This window comes from Haloarcula halophila, assembly GCF_029278565.1.
GTDB lineage: Archaea > Halobacteriota > Halobacteria > Halobacteriales > Haloarculaceae > Haloarcula > Haloarcula halophila.
Genome location: NZ_CP119559.1, coordinates 834,042 through 849,113 on the forward strand (window position 1 = coordinate 834,042; position 15,072 = coordinate 849,113).

At 64.2% G+C, this 15,072-nt stretch carries 21 protein-coding genes; 11 read left to right on the top strand and 10 right to left on the bottom strand.

Annotated features, from left to right (window positions below; genetic code table 11):
* Nucleotides 1-186: 186 nt before the first annotated feature.
* Nucleotides 187-1,011 carry a hypothetical protein gene (locus P0204_RS04380; protein WP_276222012.1) on the top strand — a complete coding sequence of 275 codons (825 nt, stop codon included), beginning with the start codon at nucleotides 187-189 and terminating at the stop codon, nucleotides 1,009-1,011.
* Nucleotides 1,012-1,035: 24 nt separating this feature from the next.
* Here P0204_RS04380 and P0204_RS04385 read toward each other — a convergent pair whose 3' ends face one another.
* Entirely contained in the window at nucleotides 1,036-1,596 is a 561-nt protein-coding gene (locus tag P0204_RS04385; protein ID WP_276223320.1) for an NUDIX hydrolase, read from the bottom strand.
* Nucleotides 1,597-1,757: 161 nt separating this feature from the next.
* Between P0204_RS04385 and P0204_RS04390 the strand changes: the two genes are divergently transcribed.
* The 7 genes from P0204_RS04390 (at nucleotide 1,758) to P0204_RS04420 (ending at nucleotide 5,405) form a co-directional block, all read left to right on the top strand.
* Nucleotides 1,758-1,937, top strand: a complete 180-nt coding sequence (locus tag P0204_RS04390; protein WP_276222014.1) for a DUF1918 domain-containing protein — start codon at nucleotides 1,758-1,760, stop codon at nucleotides 1,935-1,937.
* A 6-nt stretch (nucleotides 1,938-1,943) separates the two neighbouring features.
* A complete protein-coding gene (locus P0204_RS04395; protein WP_276222015.1) occupies nucleotides 1,944-2,369 on the top strand; it encodes an RNA-binding protein in 426 nt (141 codons plus the stop codon).
* Nucleotides 2,369-3,058 (top strand): RNase P subunit p30 family protein, encoded by a 690-nt coding sequence (locus P0204_RS04400; RefSeq protein WP_276222017.1) that lies wholly within the window; start codon nucleotides 2,369-2,371, stop codon nucleotides 3,056-3,058. Before P0204_RS04395 ends, P0204_RS04400 begins: the two co-directional genes overlap by 1 nt.
* 188 nt (nucleotides 3,059-3,246) lie before the next feature.
* Nucleotides 3,247-3,597, top strand: a complete 351-nt coding sequence (locus P0204_RS04405) for a hypothetical protein (RefSeq protein ID WP_276222018.1) — start codon at nucleotides 3,247-3,249, stop codon at nucleotides 3,595-3,597.
* An 85-nt stretch (nucleotides 3,598-3,682) separates the two neighbouring features.
* Nucleotides 3,683-4,162, top strand: a complete 480-nt coding sequence (locus tag P0204_RS04410) for an Rpp14/Pop5 family protein (RefSeq protein ID WP_276222020.1) — start codon at nucleotides 3,683-3,685, stop codon at nucleotides 4,160-4,162.
* A gap of 2 nt (nucleotides 4,163-4,164) precedes the next feature.
* Nucleotides 4,165-4,932 carry an archaeal proteasome endopeptidase complex subunit alpha gene (gene psmA / locus P0204_RS04415; RefSeq protein ID WP_276222021.1) on the top strand — a complete coding sequence of 256 codons (768 nt, stop codon included), beginning with the start codon at nucleotides 4,165-4,167 and terminating at the stop codon, nucleotides 4,930-4,932.
* A 59-nt stretch (nucleotides 4,933-4,991) separates the two neighbouring features.
* Nucleotides 4,992-5,405: a TFIIB-type zinc ribbon-containing protein gene (locus P0204_RS04420; protein WP_276222023.1), complete on the top strand. Its 414-nt coding sequence runs from the start codon at nucleotides 4,992-4,994 to the stop codon at nucleotides 5,403-5,405.
* Nucleotides 5,406-5,516: 111 nt separating this feature from the next.
* Here P0204_RS04420 and P0204_RS04425 read toward each other — a convergent pair whose 3' ends face one another.
* The 4 genes from P0204_RS04425 to P0204_RS04440 form a co-directional block, all read right to left on the bottom strand.
* Nucleotides 5,517-6,557: a disk-shape morphogenesis protein volactin gene (locus P0204_RS04425; protein WP_276222025.1), complete on the bottom strand. Its 1,041-nt coding sequence runs from the start codon at nucleotides 6,555-6,557 to the stop codon at nucleotides 5,517-5,519.
* Nucleotides 6,558-6,734: 177 nt separating this feature from the next.
* Nucleotides 6,735-7,640, bottom strand: a complete 906-nt coding sequence (locus P0204_RS04430; protein WP_276222027.1) for a cell division protein CdpA domain-containing protein — start codon at nucleotides 7,638-7,640, stop codon at nucleotides 6,735-6,737.
* 77 nt (nucleotides 7,641-7,717) lie between these two features.
* Nucleotides 7,718-8,476 (bottom strand): hypothetical protein, encoded by a 759-nt coding sequence (locus P0204_RS04435; protein WP_276222029.1) that lies wholly within the window; start codon nucleotides 8,474-8,476, stop codon nucleotides 7,718-7,720.
* Nucleotides 8,477-8,562: 86 nt separating this feature from the next.
* A complete protein-coding gene (locus P0204_RS04440) occupies nucleotides 8,563-8,913 on the bottom strand; it encodes a TFIIB-type zinc ribbon-containing protein (protein ID WP_276222030.1) in 351 nt (116 codons plus the stop codon).
* Nucleotides 8,914-8,998: 85 nt separating this feature from the next.
* Between P0204_RS04440 and P0204_RS04445 the strand changes: the two genes are divergently transcribed.
* The gene (locus P0204_RS04445) at nucleotides 8,999-9,724 is read left to right on the top strand and encodes a ribosome assembly factor SBDS (RefSeq protein WP_276222033.1); all 726 of its coding nucleotides are present in this window, start codon (nucleotides 8,999-9,001) and stop codon (nucleotides 9,722-9,724) included.
* Between the two features lie 2 nt (nucleotides 9,725-9,726).
* Here P0204_RS04445 and P0204_RS04450 read toward each other — a convergent pair whose 3' ends face one another.
* Entirely contained in the window at nucleotides 9,727-10,053 is a 327-nt protein-coding gene (locus P0204_RS04450) for an FUN14 domain-containing protein (RefSeq protein ID WP_276222035.1), read from the bottom strand.
* A 97-nt stretch (nucleotides 10,054-10,150) separates the two neighbouring features.
* On the opposite strand from P0204_RS04450, the gene hflX reads away from it, so the two are divergent.
* Nucleotides 10,151-11,461, top strand: a complete 1,311-nt coding sequence (gene hflX, locus P0204_RS04455) for a GTPase HflX (protein WP_276222037.1) — start codon at nucleotides 10,151-10,153, stop codon at nucleotides 11,459-11,461.
* Between the two features lie 9 nt (nucleotides 11,462-11,470).
* Here hflX and P0204_RS04460 read toward each other — a convergent pair whose 3' ends face one another.
* From P0204_RS04460 to P0204_RS04470, 3 genes are read right to left on the bottom strand one after another with little or no spacing between them, the layout of a single operon-like run.
* A complete protein-coding gene (locus P0204_RS04460) occupies nucleotides 11,471-12,898 on the bottom strand; it encodes an NAD(P)H-hydrate dehydratase (protein ID WP_276222039.1) in 1,428 nt (475 codons plus the stop codon).
* A gap of 40 nt (nucleotides 12,899-12,938) precedes the next feature.
* Nucleotides 12,939-13,214 carry an acylphosphatase gene (locus tag P0204_RS04465; protein ID WP_276222042.1) on the bottom strand — a complete coding sequence of 92 codons (276 nt, stop codon included), beginning with the start codon at nucleotides 13,212-13,214 and terminating at the stop codon, nucleotides 12,939-12,941.
* Between the two features lie 31 nt (nucleotides 13,215-13,245).
* Nucleotides 13,246-14,154, bottom strand: a complete 909-nt coding sequence (locus tag P0204_RS04470) for a DNA-3-methyladenine glycosylase family protein (protein WP_276222044.1) — start codon at nucleotides 14,152-14,154, stop codon at nucleotides 13,246-13,248.
* Between the two features lie 103 nt (nucleotides 14,155-14,257).
* Between P0204_RS04470 and P0204_RS04475 the strand changes: the two genes are divergently transcribed.
* A complete protein-coding gene (locus P0204_RS04475) occupies nucleotides 14,258-14,695 on the top strand; it encodes a DUF555 domain-containing protein (RefSeq protein WP_276222046.1) in 438 nt (145 codons plus the stop codon).
* A 44-nt stretch (nucleotides 14,696-14,739) separates the two neighbouring features.
* Here P0204_RS04475 and P0204_RS04480 read toward each other — a convergent pair whose 3' ends face one another.
* Nucleotides 14,740-14,976: a UPF0058 family protein gene (locus P0204_RS04480; RefSeq protein WP_276222048.1), complete on the bottom strand. Its 237-nt coding sequence runs from the start codon at nucleotides 14,974-14,976 to the stop codon at nucleotides 14,740-14,742.
* Nucleotides 14,977-15,072 lie beyond the last annotated feature (96 nt).

Genomic DNA, 15,072 nt, shown 5'->3' on the forward strand with positions numbered 1-15,072 from the left:
TCCCCCACTCAGCCGATAGTTCTTTATATACAGGTCGTGTACGGTGGAACGATGTCGAAGAAACTACTCGGGCTCATCGCCCTCGTCGGGGTCATCGGCCTCGCGTACGCCTACAGTCGTTGACAGCAGTATCGCTCCCAAACACGTTTCCGAACCCTTACCGGGGTGAGTGACCTATGCGTCGCCATGTACGGCGTCGTCACGCGAAACGAAGAGGAGACAGCGTGGTCGGAGTTCGACCGAGCCTTCTACGAGGTCAAGGACGTGACCGGCCGGGCGGCCGAACCCATCGCGGGCGCGGTCAACATGGTATCGTGTTTCGGGGACAACGCCGTCGAAGGCGAGGATGAGTTGCTGGCCTTCGACGACGAAGGGACTGCAGCCACCCGGAACGAACCGTACTTCGACTGGACCTACGTCTGTCCGACCCACGAGCGCTATCGGGACGGCCTCCTCGATATCATCGCCGACGCCGCCGAGGTAAACGGTGACGTCCGTCTCGACGATGTCGGCTTTCCACGCGAGGAGTACTGCTACTGCGACCGGTGTGAGCGACTCTTCGCGGAGAGCGACTTCGAGGAATGGTCGGCCTGGCGGACGAACGTCATCACCGAGTTCGTCGCCGACGCCCGCGAGCGGGTCCCCGGTGACCTCTATCTCACGCTGTATCCCGACCCGTACCCCGGCCACCTCGAAGCCCGGAGCGGCCTCGACGTCGACGCCGTCGGCGAGTTCGTCGACGAGTTCGTCGTTCCGATTTACGATATGGCCTACTCGACGACCTACTGGCTGGAGATCCTCGCGAAGGGGTTCCGCGACGAACTCGGCGGTCCGTTCAGCATCGAGTTGTACGCCGTCGACGTCGACATCGACGACCTGAGCAAAGCAGCCGAGGTGGCCGGCGAGTACGCCGAGACCGTGCTGTTCGGCTACGACGCCAGCAACGCCCGGGCGACGGTCCGACGACTCGACGCCGACGCCCGCGAGGGGCAGTCCTTCGGCCCCGAGTAGGGGACGACGGTGGTATTCGGACGATCAGCGGAACCGACGATCACGCCACTGCTGGATCTCCTCGCGATCGCGGGTGTCGTCCGGGAGTTCGTCGAACCACTGGGCGTCGCTGATCTCCTGGTCCGGGTCCGCCACTCGTGGGGTCGTCGTCTCCGCACGGGTCTCGAAGACGGGGAGGACGCCCCAGGCCATGTTGTCGTCGTAGTAGAACTCGACGCGGCCCAGGAGTCCGAGTCCCTCGATCGTCCCTTCGATACCGCCCTCCTCGGAGAGTTCCCGCAGCGCGGCCTCCCGGAACGACTCGCTCCCGTCGAGTTCGCCACCCGGGAGCACCCACTTGTCGACGCCCTCGTGACGGACCAACAGGAGGGCACCGTCGGGTCGGTAGACCAGCGTGTGTGCCCCGTACGGTGCCCCGTGGTCGCGGGCGGCTTCCGCGACCGTCCGGAAGCGCGGCCTGGAGACGCGCCGGTGGCGGCTGAACTCGACGGCTGGATCGTACTCCTCCAGCAGGTGGTGGTACGTCTGTTCGGCCTCCTGGCTGGCCACGTCCGAGAGATACCAGAGGTTGTCGACGGTCATCAGTGGTCGTCACGGACTGGCTGGCATGGCGGTCCCAACGACTGTCCGAGAGGGAGCGAAGAGCAGGTCATACGAGGGGGTACGGCGGAGGCCGTTATAAGTCTTCGACACCCTCACCGGCGCGAATCAGTCCCTTTTTGAGCAGTCACCGAGTACCGCCGCCCATGGCATTCGAAGAGGACGATACCGTGATTCTGCACGACGAGCACAGTGACTACGACGGCCAGGAGGGAACCGTCACACAGGTCGTCGAGACCATGTTCGGCGACGCCAACTACACGGTCTCCTTCGAGGACGGTCAGGAACAGGGCGTTCCCGAAGACAACCTCGAAGCAGCGGAGTAAGGCTCGATGTCGTCGGTTCCGTTCCACTACGTCGATCTCCGGACGTTCTGTTATGCGACCGAGGACGACCGGCGGGTCGAGGACGCGCTTCGGACGTTTCTCCCCGAAGAGTACCCGATCGAGCGATCCCAGAGCGAGGGTCACTACGGCGACCGAATCGTCGTCCTCTCGGCTCGCGTTGAGAACGCCGACGAGATCCGTCACGTGCTCTCACAGGTCGCGACGCTTTCGGACATCGACGCGGTGAAAGCGGAACTCGACGACCGGGTCGACGACAACTGCTCGTTTTTCCTCACGTTCGACAAGCAGGCCGCTTTCCGCGGGGAGGTCACCCGCGGTGACGGCATCACACTCCGGGCAAAGGTCGAGGCGTACCCGGCGAAACGGGAACACGCCGTGGCCAACGCCCGCGAACTGTTCGAGGAACTGTGATGTACGAGGCCATCCACGCCCGCCCGGACGGTGAGAGTACGGTCGCCCGACAGGCGCTGACAGCCAGCGAGTACGGCTACGACGGCATCGTCGTCCGGAACCACGGCGACAATCAGGCGTCCTACGATCCCGGACGGATCGCCGACGCCTACGACATCGACGTGGCGACCGGGATCGAGATCAGGGCCGACGATCCCTCCCGTGCGAGCGGGTTCCTCGGGAACTACCGACCCGACCGGACGATCGTCGCCGTCCACGGTGGGACGACCGCGATGAACCGGTTCGCGGTCGAGCAACCCGCAGTGGACGTGTTGGCCCATCCGATGCGGGGAAGCGGCGATTTCAACCACGTGCTCGCGACGGCCGCCGCCGACAACGGTGTCAGAGTCGAATTCTCGCTCGGGGCGGTCGTCGGCCAGTCCGGCGGGAGCCGGGTCCGTGCGATCCAGGGGCTGCGCAAACTCCGGGACCTCGTCGAGGACGCCGACGCACCCTACGTCGTCTCTGTCGACCCGTCGAATCACCTCGAACTCCGGGCTCCGCGAGATCTCGTCACACTCGGTGAACGCATCGGCTTCGAGCCGACGGAGATGGAGGACGGCCTCGCCGAATGGGGCCGTCTCGTCGACCGGAACCGCGAGCGCCGCTCGGACCGGTTCATCGAGCCAGGTGTCAGTATCGACGAGTAGTTCGTTGGGTTCCCCGAACAGTCGAAACGCGGGCTATGCGGCCTTCGCTGTCCGTAAATTCCAGACAACGGGCGAAAGGATTTTTATCCGCGCGACGAATACACGAGTCCATGGTGCAAAAGGTGAGTCGACCGTTCGGGGTAACGGTCGCAGGGGGATTCATGGCCCTTGAGGGGGGCCGACAGCTGGTGCACGGGACCATGGTCTACCACGGTCTTCTCACCGGCACCAGCAGTCCGGTTCTGCTGGCGCTGGTCTTTGCCGGACTCAGTGTCGTACTGGGTGGCATCCTCATGGTCGCAGCGTACGGGATATTTACAAACGGCAACTGGGGGCGGGGCCTCGGTGGGGGTGGACTCGTCCTGGTTGGACTCCTGTCGCTCGGCTGGATGTTGCTGACGAGTGACCTGCTGTTCGTCGTCGAGGCCGTCTTGGACTTCCTGGTCGCCGGCTACCTCTTCTCCGGCCGGTCGGCCATCGACGAGGGGCGACCCGACATCGACGACACGGACAACTCACAGACCGTCGGACTCCCGTAACGGTCGACACCGACGTGTTCTTGTGCCCGCTGTCCCCAGTGCCGGGTATGGCATACTGGGTCGGTTTCTCGGAGGGGTGTGGCCGATGAAACACCTCCCCAAGCACCTCCGTCCGCGCTGGCGGTATCTAGCCGTCGCCATCGAGAGCTGGCCCGACACCGAGATCGACAGGCGGTCGTTCCAGCGCTCGGTGTGGTACGCAGCACAGAACCTCCTCGGTGATATCGGGAGCGCAAAGACGGACATGAACGTCGTCGACTTTGCCTTCGCCGAGGGGGCGGGTCACGCGATCGTCCGTGTCCGCAGGGGCCGGGTCGACGAGGCGCGCTCCGCGCTCACAGCGCTCGGAGGCATCGACGGGGAACACGTCGGTATCCGAGTCCGTGGAATCAGCGGGACGATGCGTGCCTGTGAAGAAAAGTATATACGCGGGCCGGCGGAACCTTCCGCCCAGAGACAGGTCGTGTTCGAGGACGTGACACGGAACGCAGTCGTTCGGGGTCGTCGGATCGATGTCCGGACGGACGACGCGTTCGCGGGGGCGACCGAACTCGATCTCAAATAACTATGCAGGGACAAAACCAACAGCAGGCGTACGACCGCGGGATCACAATCTTCTCTCCGGACGGCCGTCTCTATCAAGTCGAATACGCACGCGAAGCCGTCAAGCGCGGCACCGCGAGCATCGGTGTCCGGACGGCCGACGGCGTCGTACTCGCCGTCGACAAGCGTATCCGCTCGCCACTGATGGAGCGGTCCTCGGTCGAGAAGATCCACAAGGCAGACGACCACATCGGGATCGCCTCGGCCGGCCACGTCGCCGACGCTCGACAACTGATCGATCTCGCTCGACGACAGGCACAGGTCAACCAGCTCCGGTACGGCGAGCCGGTCGGCGTCGAGACACTCACCAAAGAGATCACCGACTACATCCAGCAGTACACGCAGGTCGGCGGCGCCAGACCGTTCGGCGTCGCGCTCATCATCGGCGGGATCGCCGACGGCGAACCCCGGCTCTACGAGACCGATCCGTCGGGGACGCCCTACGAGTGGAAGGCACTGGCTGTCGGTGCCGACCGGGGTGACATCCGCGACTACCTCGAAGAACACTACGACGAGGGGATGGAACTGGACGCCGGCGTCGACCTCGCGCTCGAAGCGCTGGCCTCGGTCGCCGAAGACGGACTCTCGCCGGAGGGGATCGGCGTCGCGACGATCGACGTCGAAACGGAGACCTTCCACGAACTGACCGACGACGAGAAAGCGGCCCACATCGAATCGGGCGACCTGGCGGGCTCCGATAGCGAGGACGAAGACGAGGACCAGCCCGAGTAACCAATCGTTCAACCGACACCGGCGCTAGAATTAAACCGCCGGGTCGCAAACCGTCGGGTATGGACTGTCCACGGTGTGGGGACCCGCTCGAATCCTATCGACTCGGCGATTCGGAGACGGTAGCGTGTGGGAACTGTTCGTACCTGGGGGTCCCCGTCGACCACAAGAGCGAGAGCCGTCGACGTGAGTCCTGGGACGACGCACTGGACCGGTTCAACGACCAGAAACAGACGGTCAAGAAGGTCACGGAGATCTCGGATACCGACGTGTTTTCGACGGTGACGGACGGGGCAGAGACGACAGCGGAAGAGCCGGATCGGGAGACGGGAGAATCCGAAGCCGGTGACGACACTGACGACATGGCAGCCGACCGTGAGACGACAGAGACCGGCGACACTGTCGACGACGACTCCGCCGAGGACCCACCGTCCGACGAGAGCAGGGAGCCGGCGTCTGCCGACGCAGGCAACTGAACCCTCCACCGCGATCAGTCCCTCGTGTTCCGGTCGAACGCTTTTCTGCGAGGGGGATGGTGGGCGGGGAAAACAGGCGGCCACCCGAACCCGGGCGGGCCTCGACTCGCCTCAGTCGTCAGATTGGGCTTCGACTTCCTCTTCGTCGGCAGCGTTGCCCGAGTCGCGTTGCTCTTCTTCGTCCGAGCGAGCGGCGACGAGGGCACCGCGCGAGACGCTGTACATCGGTTCGTCGGCGTGACGGACTTCGCTGATCGAGAACGGAATGTCGGCGTCGTCGAGGTGCTGTTTGAACAGTTTCGTGAAGCCATTCGGTGAGGAGGTCCCGCCGGTGACGACAACGGGGACGTCGAGTCCCTCCTCGATGTCTTCCTCGTCGACTTCCTGTGCGATCTTTTCGATGACGTAGTCCAACAGGTTCTCGTAGTAGATCGAGAGGGCGCCTTCGACACCGCCGACATCGGTCTCGAAGTCGAGTTCGAAGTCGTCCTCTTTGATCGAAGTGACCTTGTCGACCTGTGTCCCGGTCGCCTGGGCGGCCTGTTCGTCGACCCAGTCGCCACCGCGGGCGACGGAGAACTTCATCACGGGAACGGCGTAGTACGACAGGCAGACGTTGGTCATCCCGGCACCGAAGCTGATCCCCAGCCCGGTGAAGTCGTTGTCGGCGAGGTCGGAGTAGATGACCGCCATCCCCTCGTTGATGGGTTCGGCGTCGTACCCCATGTCGTCGAGGAACGACTCGATGGTCTTCTGGTGGTACAGCGTCGACAGGTCCGAGTCCATCGGGTCGGCCGGCGAGGAGAAGAACAGCTTCTCGTTGGGGTACTCCGGCGAACCGACGACCTGTTCGATGATGAGCTTCATCATCGGGATCGCGGACTTCTCGTCAGAGGAGAGGATCCCCTGTGACATCGGGCGGCGTGTCTCCTGGTTGAAGATGTTCGCGAAGTTCAGGGCGTCGTCGCCAAGCACGTAGACGTCGTCGTCCTTGCGGATGTGGAGTACGTCCGACCGGGAGAGCATCTGCTCCGCCATGTCGCTGTACTCGATTTCTACGAAGGAGTTTCGCTGTTGGACGAAGACCGTCTCGTTCCCTTCTTGCTGTGCGGAGATGATATTCATCGTACCGACGTCGAGGCCTTTTGCCATAAGTAGCTCACAAATACCTGCGTAACATCGTGTAATAAAAGTACGTATCTGCCAAGATAATGACTGGACATCGGTCGACTGACGAGGGGTGTTCGCGGAACTTCCGCAGTCGAACCCGATACGGGGTCGCCACGGGAACTGCTATCGGGACTCGCGTATGATCAAAGCTGACATGTACTACGATCGGCCCAGTAGCCGAGCGGCCCGGCCGAGGACACCTTCCAGAACAGTCTCGTCGCTCTCGCTGGCTGCTTCCTCCTGCTTGCGCTCCCGGAGCTTCTTCAGCTGATCCGTCTGTTCGTCGACGGTCGAGTTCGAGCGGTCCGTCGCTTTCTCGCCGCCTTTGACAGTCTTGAGGCCGGCGACCTGTTCGTCGACACTACTCCGGTGGACGCGGTCGACGCTGGCATCCATCCCGGAGACGTCCATCTCCACTTCTCCCTCGCTGGGAGTGATCTTCAGGTCGCTTCCCTCGTGGCGTTCGACGCCGCCCCACGTGAGATCGACGCTTTCCATCGCGGATTCGATGTCCTGTTCGATCTCCTCGTCGGTGTAGGATTCCTCTGCCTCCTCTTCCGGGGCCTGGATGTCGCCGGGTCGTGGCTTCGCACGGTCGATGTGGTACGCGACGAGCGCACCGCCGGTCGCGGCCAGCAGCGACGCCAGCCCGAGCCCGTAGACGAACAGGACGTGGATGCTGTACTGCGGGCCCGAGCCGGTCGCCCAGCTGTACGGGTACGCCCAGACGAACAGTCCCAGACCGACGAGACTGATCGCCGACCCGGCGACGGCACCGTAGATCGCGCGCTTGCCGACCGGGAGCAAGACGACGACACTCGATAAGGTCGCCGGGAGCGCGAGCATCCCCACTGCGATGGCCGCTTCCCGGAAGACGAAGTTCGACTGCGGGCCGCCGGCACCGGTGAACTGCCCGGCGGCACCGATAACGAACGCGCCGATCCCGAGTCCGATCCCGCCGAAAAAGAGGGCGAACCCGAGATACACGTCGATCTCTCGGTTCGGCTCCCCAATGTACGTTCGATACCACTCGAAGAGTCGTCCGTCGTCGGTCTCGTCGGTCATGGTAGATCGGTTATTTCAGTCACGGGAGTTGCTAAACGATTCCAAGGGCTGTGTAATCAGTCTTTCCCGGAGTCCGCTCATACGTAGGAGATCCGTGTGACACGTCCCGGCGTCGTCCGGAACCGCCAGGTCCGGCTCTCCTCGCGGGCCGGATCGACGCGGTCGACCTGTCGAAGCCCCTGTTTGATACAGGACCACCAGCTCTGCTGGCTGGCGTAGCCGGCCGGATAATCGTCGTACAGTTCGTCGACGAAGTCGCTCCGGGTCGCCTCCTCGACGTCTTTGAGATAGGCGAGTGCGGCTCCGACGGCACGGCGGCGGCGGGCCTGGAGGTCATCGTCCCAGCCGGGTACGTCGAGTTCGTCGAGGTCGGTGATGTCCTCGCCCAGTCGTCTATCGTCCGAGAGTGTCTCCCGTGAGCTGTAGTCGATCCCACTTCCGAGACCGTCACCGAGCTGTTCCCGTGTCTGGGTCACCGCTCGCTGGACGAACTCGTCGAAGCGCTGTCCCTCGACCGACGACAGGGCGTCCGCAGCGGCTTCCAGTTCCCTGTCTTCGATACGTGCGACGGTGTCTTCCTCGCCGGCGATCGTCAACCCACCCTCGCCGGCGGCGGCACTGGCAACAGCGGCGACATCCGCATCGGCATCGATGTCGTCACGTCGGCGCGCGTACGCGCCGAGACGGCGCCCTCGCTGGCTGTCGTCCTCGACCGCGAATCGGTTGGCGACGAGCCACCCGAGGTAGCTCTCGATCTCGTCGAAATCCAGCAGGTCGGCCTCGACAGCGAGTGACCTGGCGGTCTCGTCGTCGACGGTGAGTTCCAGCGACCGCATTCGTCACTGTCTTTGCCCGACTCACTCATAAAAGTAGCCTCGAAGAACGCCACTGGAGACGGGGTCCAAACGGGACTCGGGTCAGCTCAGAACTCCTCTTCCCCGCCGAATTCTTCTTCGCCGCCGAACTCCTCCTCGAACCCTTCTTCCTCGAACCCGTCTTCCTCGAATTCGTCTTCCTCGCCGCCGAGTGCGCCGGCGATTGTCCCGAGGATACCACCCTCTTCCTCCTCTTCTTCCTCTTCTGCCTCCATCTCGATGTCGATGTCCCTGTCTTTGTGGTGGTGACTGCTGTGGTCCGTCAGCTGTTCGAGTTCACCAGGGTCGAGCCAGACCCCGCCACAGTCCGGACAGTAATCGACGGTGACTCCGTGTTCCCGGCGCTGGTCTAAGGTGGCTCCACACGACAGACAGTGCAGGTCGTCTCCTGTTGTCATATGACAGCTATATATCGAGTTCCGTAAAAACGTTCCCCCGCCGATCGCAGTAAGGTCTTTACATGGGCCACCGCTACCGCCGGGTATGATATCACTCGAAGAGGCGGTGACGGCGCGCCTCGAATCCCACGGCCAGCGGTTCGAGGTACTCGTCGACCCGGACGCAGCCCTCGCCATCAAGCGCGACGAGTTCGAGGGGGACCTGGAAGACGTGATCGCGGCCGAGGACATCTTCGAGGACGCGTCTCGCGGTGACCGGCCGCCGGAGAGCAGTCTAGAGGAGGTCTTCGACACGACGGACCCCCTGGAGATCATCCCCGAGGTCATCAAGCAAGGGGAGATCCAGATCACGGCCGAGCAACGCCGCGAGATGCAAGAACAGAAGCACAAACAGCTCGTCCAGCGTATCACGCGAAACGCCGTCAACCCGCAGATGGACGACGCACCCCACCCGCCCGAGCGGATCGAGTCGGCCCTAGAGGAGACGGACTTCCGGGTCGATCCGATGGAACCGGTCGAGAGCCAGGTCGACGACGCGTTGGACGCGTTGCGTCCCGTCATCCCGATTCGGTTCGACGAGATCACCGTCGCGGTCCAAGTGCCGGCGGACTACGCGGGTAGCGCGCAGGCACAGATCCGCCAGTTCGGCGACCTCGAACGCGAGGAGTGGCAATCTGACGGCTCCTGGGTGGGTGTGCTGACCTTCCCGGCGGGACTGCAAAACGACTTCTACGACCTCGTCAACGAACACACGAGCGGCCAGGCCGAGACACAGATAATCAAAGACGAGGACGAACTCAGTACTCGGTAGCGTCACCCCTTCTTGAACCCGACGAAGAAGCCGGTCGCGAAGCCGGCACTGACCGGCAATGCCGAGAGCAGCGAGGTGATCCAGGACGGTGGCGTGCCGGTCGTCGCACCACCCGCCGAACTCGTCGCGTTCTGTGCGGCCCCGCCGATGGCCGACCAGTTGACTTCGAGGATACCACGGGTTTCGAGGAACTTGAACAGGGCCAGTTCTAGGCCGACGAGGATCGCGATGAGCTTCGCGATCTTCTTCGCGGCGAACCCGATTATCCCACCGATGAGCGCGCCGCCCCCCGCTTCGAGCCCCATCTGTTGGAGGTTGAACTCGACCATAGACCAGAGCAGACGGGCACACGTTAAGACCTTTGTGTCCCCTCGAATCCGACAGTCGAATTGAATTTAAATACTCCCGGGCCATACTCCTCGGTAAGTGACAGCAAGACAGTCCACCGAACGCGCTGTGGTCGCAAAACGGGTCGACAGTGGGACCGCAGCGACGACAGAGATCAGAGAGCTTACACGGGCAGCCGGCTACGAGATCGCCGGCGAGATCACCCAGACCCGGACGGAGGACCCGGCCTACCACATGGGCGAGGGGAAGATCGTCCGGCTGAGCAACGTCGTCGCACGCGAGGAGGCGACGGTCGTCATCTTCGACAACCAGCTCGGTCCCTACCAGACCTACAACATCGGGAACAAGCTCCCGACCGGCGTCAGGGTGATCGACCGCTTCCGTCTCATCATCGAGATCTTCGGTCAGCGGGCACAGACCCGGAAAGCACAGCTCCAGGTCGAACTGGCGGAGTTGCGCTACGAACTCCCGCGGGCCGAGGCGAAGGCGAGCCTGGCCAAACGCGACGAGCGGCCGGGCTTCATGGGCCTGGGCGAGTACGACGAGGGTCGCGAAGAGGACATCAAGAAACAGATCGCCCGCATCAACGACGAACTCGAATCCATCGAGGAGACCGAACAACACCGGCGCGAACAGCGCCGGGAGTCGGGCTTCGATCTGGTCGCGCTCGCCGGCTACACTAACGCCGGGAAGTCGACGCTGTTGCGGCGGCTCGCCGCCGACCTGGACATCGACGAGAACGAAGACCGACACCCCGACTTGGACACGACGGCCGAGAGCGAGGACCGCCTGTTCACGACCCTCGGGACGACGACCAGACGCGCCGAAGTCGGGAAACGGGAGGTCCTGGTCACCGACACCGTCGGCTTCATCCAGAACCTCCCCCACTGGCTCGTCGAGTCGTTCAAGTCGACGCTCGACTCGGTCTACCGGGCCGACCTCGTGTTGCTCGTCGTCGACGTCTCCGAGTCGGTCGAGGAGATCCGGGAGAAACTGGTGACGAGCCACGACACGCTCTACGAGCGCAACGAAGCCCCGATCGTCACCGTCCTGAACAAGACCGATGCGGTCGACGACGACGAAGTCGACCGCAAGAAAGCCGCACTCTCGGCGCTGGCCCCGAACCCCGTCGCCGTCAGCGCCGCCGAGGGGACGAACGTCGACCGGTTGTCCCAGCGTATCGACGACGAACTCCCGGACTACGAGGAAGAACGGCTCGTCCTCCCGATGACCGACGACACGATGAGTCTCGTCTCCTGGATCCACGACCACGCCAACGTCGAGTCCGTCGACTACGGCGACGAGGTCGTCATCGAGTTCGAGGCCCGACCCGCCATCGTCGAGCAATCACGCGCACGGGCCGGCGACCTCGTCGGGGCCTCGGCGTAGTCGTCGCGGTTACGCCCAGAGGACTGTCGGAATCTCTTCGAGGAGATCGGTCGCGACGAGGCCGTTCCCGCGTTCGTCGACGACCCGATCCCCCGCTGCACCGTTCGCGTAGGCAGCCAACGCCGCGGCGTCGATGGGAGCCTGCACGCAGGCCAGCGCGCCGGAGAGTCCCGCCAGCACGTCGCCGGTCCCGCCGACGGTCATCCCCGCGTTCCCGGTCCGGCCGACGCGCGTCCGGTTCCCGTCGGAGACGATATCGTACGGACCCTTCACGAGCAGCGTCGCGCCGATCTCCGCGGCGAACGATTCGACGAGCGACAGCCGTTCACGCCAGTCCTCGCTCGTCTCGCCACCCATCGCCCGGAGTTCGCCCTGGTGTGGCGTACAGAGCAGGTCCGCGTCGGTCTCGACCTCGGGAACGACCTGCAACGCGTCGGCGTCGACGACGGCGGTCCCGTCGAACCGCGCCAGCAGGTCCGCGACCGCGTCCAGCGTCTCGTCGGCGTCACCGAGTCCGGGACCGAGGACGAGCGTGTCGTGAGACGCGGCGTGGTCCGCGATCCGATCCACGTGTGTGGGCGCGAGGCGGTCGTCGTCGTACGGAAGGACGATGAGGTTCTCACTGTACCCCTGGACCTCCCGTGCGACCGAGGCCGGACAGACTACCCGGACGAGATCGGCGCCGCCTCGGAGCGCCGACTGGGCGGCCAGTGCCGGCGCACCGGTGTAGGGGCCACCACCGACCACCAGCACTTCCCCGTTGTCGCCTTTGTGACTGGCGGGGTCCCGGTCGAGCCGGAGGAGATCGCCGCGCTCGACGAACAGTTCGGCGGCCTCGGGGATGCCGATGTCGGCGACCGTCACCGTCGCGTCCAGATCGTCCAGCCCCGGTTTGGTATCGTGGAAGGTCACGACGTGATCGGCCTCGACCGCACTCGCGGCGAGGGTCCCGCTCTCGGCGTCCAGTCCGGAGGGAACGTCGACGGCGAGGACCGTCGCGTCGCTTTCGTTCATCGCTCGGGCCGCCGTCGCCGCCGGTTCCCGGAGGTCGCCGGCGATACCCGTCCCGAGCATCGCGTCGACCACGAGGTCGGGGTCCGACAGCGAGAACGCCGCGGAGTCCCTGACCTGTGTTGTCGAGTACTCGGCGCGCTGGAGTGCCTCCCAGTTCTCCCGTGCGATGTCGGTCGTGATCGTCTCGGGCCGCCCAAGCAGACAGAGCCGCAGATCGTACTCGTCGAGGAACCGGGCCGCGACCAGCGCGTCCCCGCCGTTGTTCCCTCGTCCGGCGACGACGGTAATCCGGTCGCCGGGCGCTGCGTGGGTACGGACCTCGCGTGCGAGTGCGTGGCCCGAGGACTCCATCAACTGTTTGCGCGGAACGCCGAGCGCCTCCGCGTTGGCGTCGACGACGGCCATCTCGGAACCGGTGAGCATGGACGGGCGTTCGCCGGCCACGCTCGTAACTGTGGGGGACCTACCAGCGGACCTCGAACCCGTCGAGTCCCTCGGGGTCCTCGTAGGTGACCTCGACGTCCGTGACGTCGGCCCGTTTACTCCCCTCGTGACAGAAGTCGATCATCGCCTCGACGACCTCCTCGTTCCCCTCGAAGACGGCCTCGACCCGGCCGTCGTCCAAGTTCTTCACCCAGCCGTCGACGCCCTGTTCCCGTGCGGTGTCTCTGGTGGTCGCCCGGTAGTAGACGCCCTGAACGCGTCCGGAGACGAACACGTGTGCGCGAGTGCGGGACATGGCCGTCAGTATCGGCGGCTCCCAGTTAGCTTCAGTGGTCCCGGCCGCCCGAGCGGAGGTAGTGGAACAGGTACGTCTGTGTGTAACCGGCGTACTCCCCGCCCAGTGCCGCCCGGATCGCTCGGGAGGTTTCGGCGTAGTTGCCCCGCTCGCAGTCGGGATAGTACTCCTCGATCGTGGTCCGAATCCAGGTGTCCAGCGGGACCGCCTCCAGGAACTCCAGCGAGAACAGCAGGACGCAGTCGGCGACCTTCTCACCGACGCCGACGAACTGTGTCAGGAACTCGCGGGCGGCCTCGTACTCTCGCCCCGTCGCGTCGGCGGGGTCGGCCTCGCCGGTCGCGACCATCTCGGCCGTCCGCCGGACGTACGGAGCGCGGTAGCCGAGGCTCAGGTCCCGGAGTTCGCCCTCGGTCGCGGCCGCCAGCGTTTCGGGCGTCGGAAAGGCGTTGTACGTCTCCCCGTCGAAGGTAACGGCGTCGCCGAACTCCCGGCGGAGCGCCTGCTGCATGCCGTGGATGCGGCCGACGCGCATCTGCGCCGAGCAGATAAACGAGATCAGCGTCGGGAAGACCGGTTCCCGGACGATGCGCATCCCCCAGTAGGCGTCGTAGGCCTCCTCGACGACGGCCTCGTCGGTCGCCGTCTCCCGGATCGCCACGAGGTCGTCGCCCAGTCCGAGCAGTTCCCGGAGGATCGGTTCGGCGTCGATCGTCGACCTCCACTCCAGTCGGCCGTCGGTCTGGCGGGCCTGGACGACCACTGGCTCGCCGTCGACGCGTACCGTCGTCCAGTACCACGCGTCGCCACCGCTTGCCGCCTCCCGTTCGTACATCTGGCCGTCCTCGCGGTCCCACAGATACGACTGCCCGCTTTCGACGGTGGCCTGTAGATCCAGCCCGCCCGACAGCGACGCCACGTCGATGTGTCCCTCTTCCATCGGGCGGACGGACGGGACGAACGCTCTTCGGGGTTTCGAGTCGACGGTCCCCGTGCGTGTCACCGGGCTAACCTTCATTATGTCCGCTAACTAATACCACACCATGGACTGCAGAGTTGTCGTCGAAGCCGCGGTCCCCGTCTACGACGTGGCGACAAGTGACGAGGCCGTCCGGATCGCCATCTCCAAGACTGGCGAGATGCTGAACCCGGACCTCAACTACGTGGAGATCAACATGGGCGGGCGGAGTTGTCCCCACTGTGACGAGGCGATCGAACCCGCGTTCATCGCTGCCGACGAGAGTCTCGTCGCCCTCGAACTAGAGATGACCGTGTTCAACGTCGAGCGTGACGAACACGCCGCACGGATCGCCCGAAAAGAGATCGGACAACGGCTCGAAAACATTCCGCTCGAAGTACTGGAAATCGAGGAGATCGAGTCCGACGAAGCCGATGACACCGACGCGACCGACGAGACGGGTGACGAGGAGACGGACGACGAGGACGTCCTCCCGGAGTTCGAGGAGCTCATCGACGAGTAGCGAAGCTACGGGAACAACTGAGAGAGTGAAAACGCAACGGCCAGTCAGTCCGCAGCAGCAGAAACCGGCTCTTTCTCGTCGGCAGTCATCTCCGAGGTGATCCCCGTCGCGATGGCGGAGACGGCAGCCTTGTGGTCCGTCTTCGATTTGTGGATAGAAGTAGGTTTGACGCCCAGCGTTTCGTATTCGTCGTGTTCGACTTCGTCGCCTGTTTCGCGTTCGTAGTGGTTCTGTACCTGTGCAAGCAGGCCGTGGAGATGAATGAGCTCCTGCTTTTTCATGGTCACCACATGCTTGCAACTGGAAGGATATAGTATTACTTTGACGGGGGTTACCATACGTCTCGGTGTCCAGTGCTGAAATCCGTGCTATCTGGA

Coding starts and splice junctions, on each gene's coding strand:
- P0204_RS04380 (WP_276222012.1), top strand. CDS start 187: ATGTACGGCGTCGTCACGCGAAACGAAGAGGAGACAGCGTGGTCGGAG.
- P0204_RS04390 (WP_276222014.1), top strand. CDS start 1,758: ATGGCATTCGAAGAGGACGATACCGTGATTCTGCACGACGAGCACAGT.
- P0204_RS04395 (WP_276222015.1), top strand. CDS start 1,944: ATGTCGTCGGTTCCGTTCCACTACGTCGATCTCCGGACGTTCTGTTAT.
- P0204_RS04400 (WP_276222017.1), top strand. CDS start 2,369: ATGTACGAGGCCATCCACGCCCGCCCGGACGGTGAGAGTACGGTCGCC.
- P0204_RS04410 (WP_276222020.1), top strand. CDS start 3,683: ATGAAACACCTCCCCAAGCACCTCCGTCCGCGCTGGCGGTATCTAGCC.
- psmA (WP_276222021.1), top strand. CDS start 4,165: ATGCAGGGACAAAACCAACAGCAGGCGTACGACCGCGGGATCACAATC.
- P0204_RS04420 (WP_276222023.1), top strand. CDS start 4,992: ATGGACTGTCCACGGTGTGGGGACCCGCTCGAATCCTATCGACTCGGC.
- P0204_RS04425 (WP_276222025.1), bottom strand. CDS start 6,557: ATGGCAAAAGGCCTCGACGTCGGTACGATGAATATCATCTCCGCACAG.
- P0204_RS04430 (WP_276222027.1), bottom strand. CDS start 7,640: ATGACCGACGAGACCGACGACGGACGACTCTTCGAGTGGTATCGAACG.
- P0204_RS04435 (WP_276222029.1), bottom strand. CDS start 8,476: ATGCGGTCGCTGGAACTCACCGTCGACGACGAGACCGCCAGGTCACTC.
- P0204_RS04440 (WP_276222030.1), bottom strand. CDS start 8,913: ATGACAACAGGAGACGACCTGCACTGTCTGTCGTGTGGAGCCACCTTA.
- P0204_RS04445 (WP_276222033.1), top strand. CDS start 8,999: ATGATATCACTCGAAGAGGCGGTGACGGCGCGCCTCGAATCCCACGGC.
- P0204_RS04450 (WP_276222035.1), bottom strand. CDS start 10,053: ATGGTCGAGTTCAACCTCCAACAGATGGGGCTCGAAGCGGGGGGCGGC.
- P0204_RS04460 (WP_276222039.1), bottom strand. CDS start 12,898: ATGCTCACCGGTTCCGAGATGGCCGTCGTCGACGCCAACGCGGAGGCG.
- P0204_RS04465 (WP_276222042.1), bottom strand. CDS start 13,214: ATGTCCCGCACTCGCGCACACGTGTTCGTCTCCGGACGCGTTCAGGGC.
- P0204_RS04470 (WP_276222044.1), bottom strand. CDS start 14,154: ATGGAAGAGGGACACATCGACGTGGCGTCGCTGTCGGGCGGGCTGGAT.
- P0204_RS04475 (WP_276222046.1), top strand. CDS start 14,258: ATGGACTGCAGAGTTGTCGTCGAAGCCGCGGTCCCCGTCTACGACGTG.
- P0204_RS04480 (WP_276222048.1), bottom strand. CDS start 14,976: ATGAAAAAGCAGGAGCTCATTCATCTCCACGGCCTGCTTGCACAGGTA.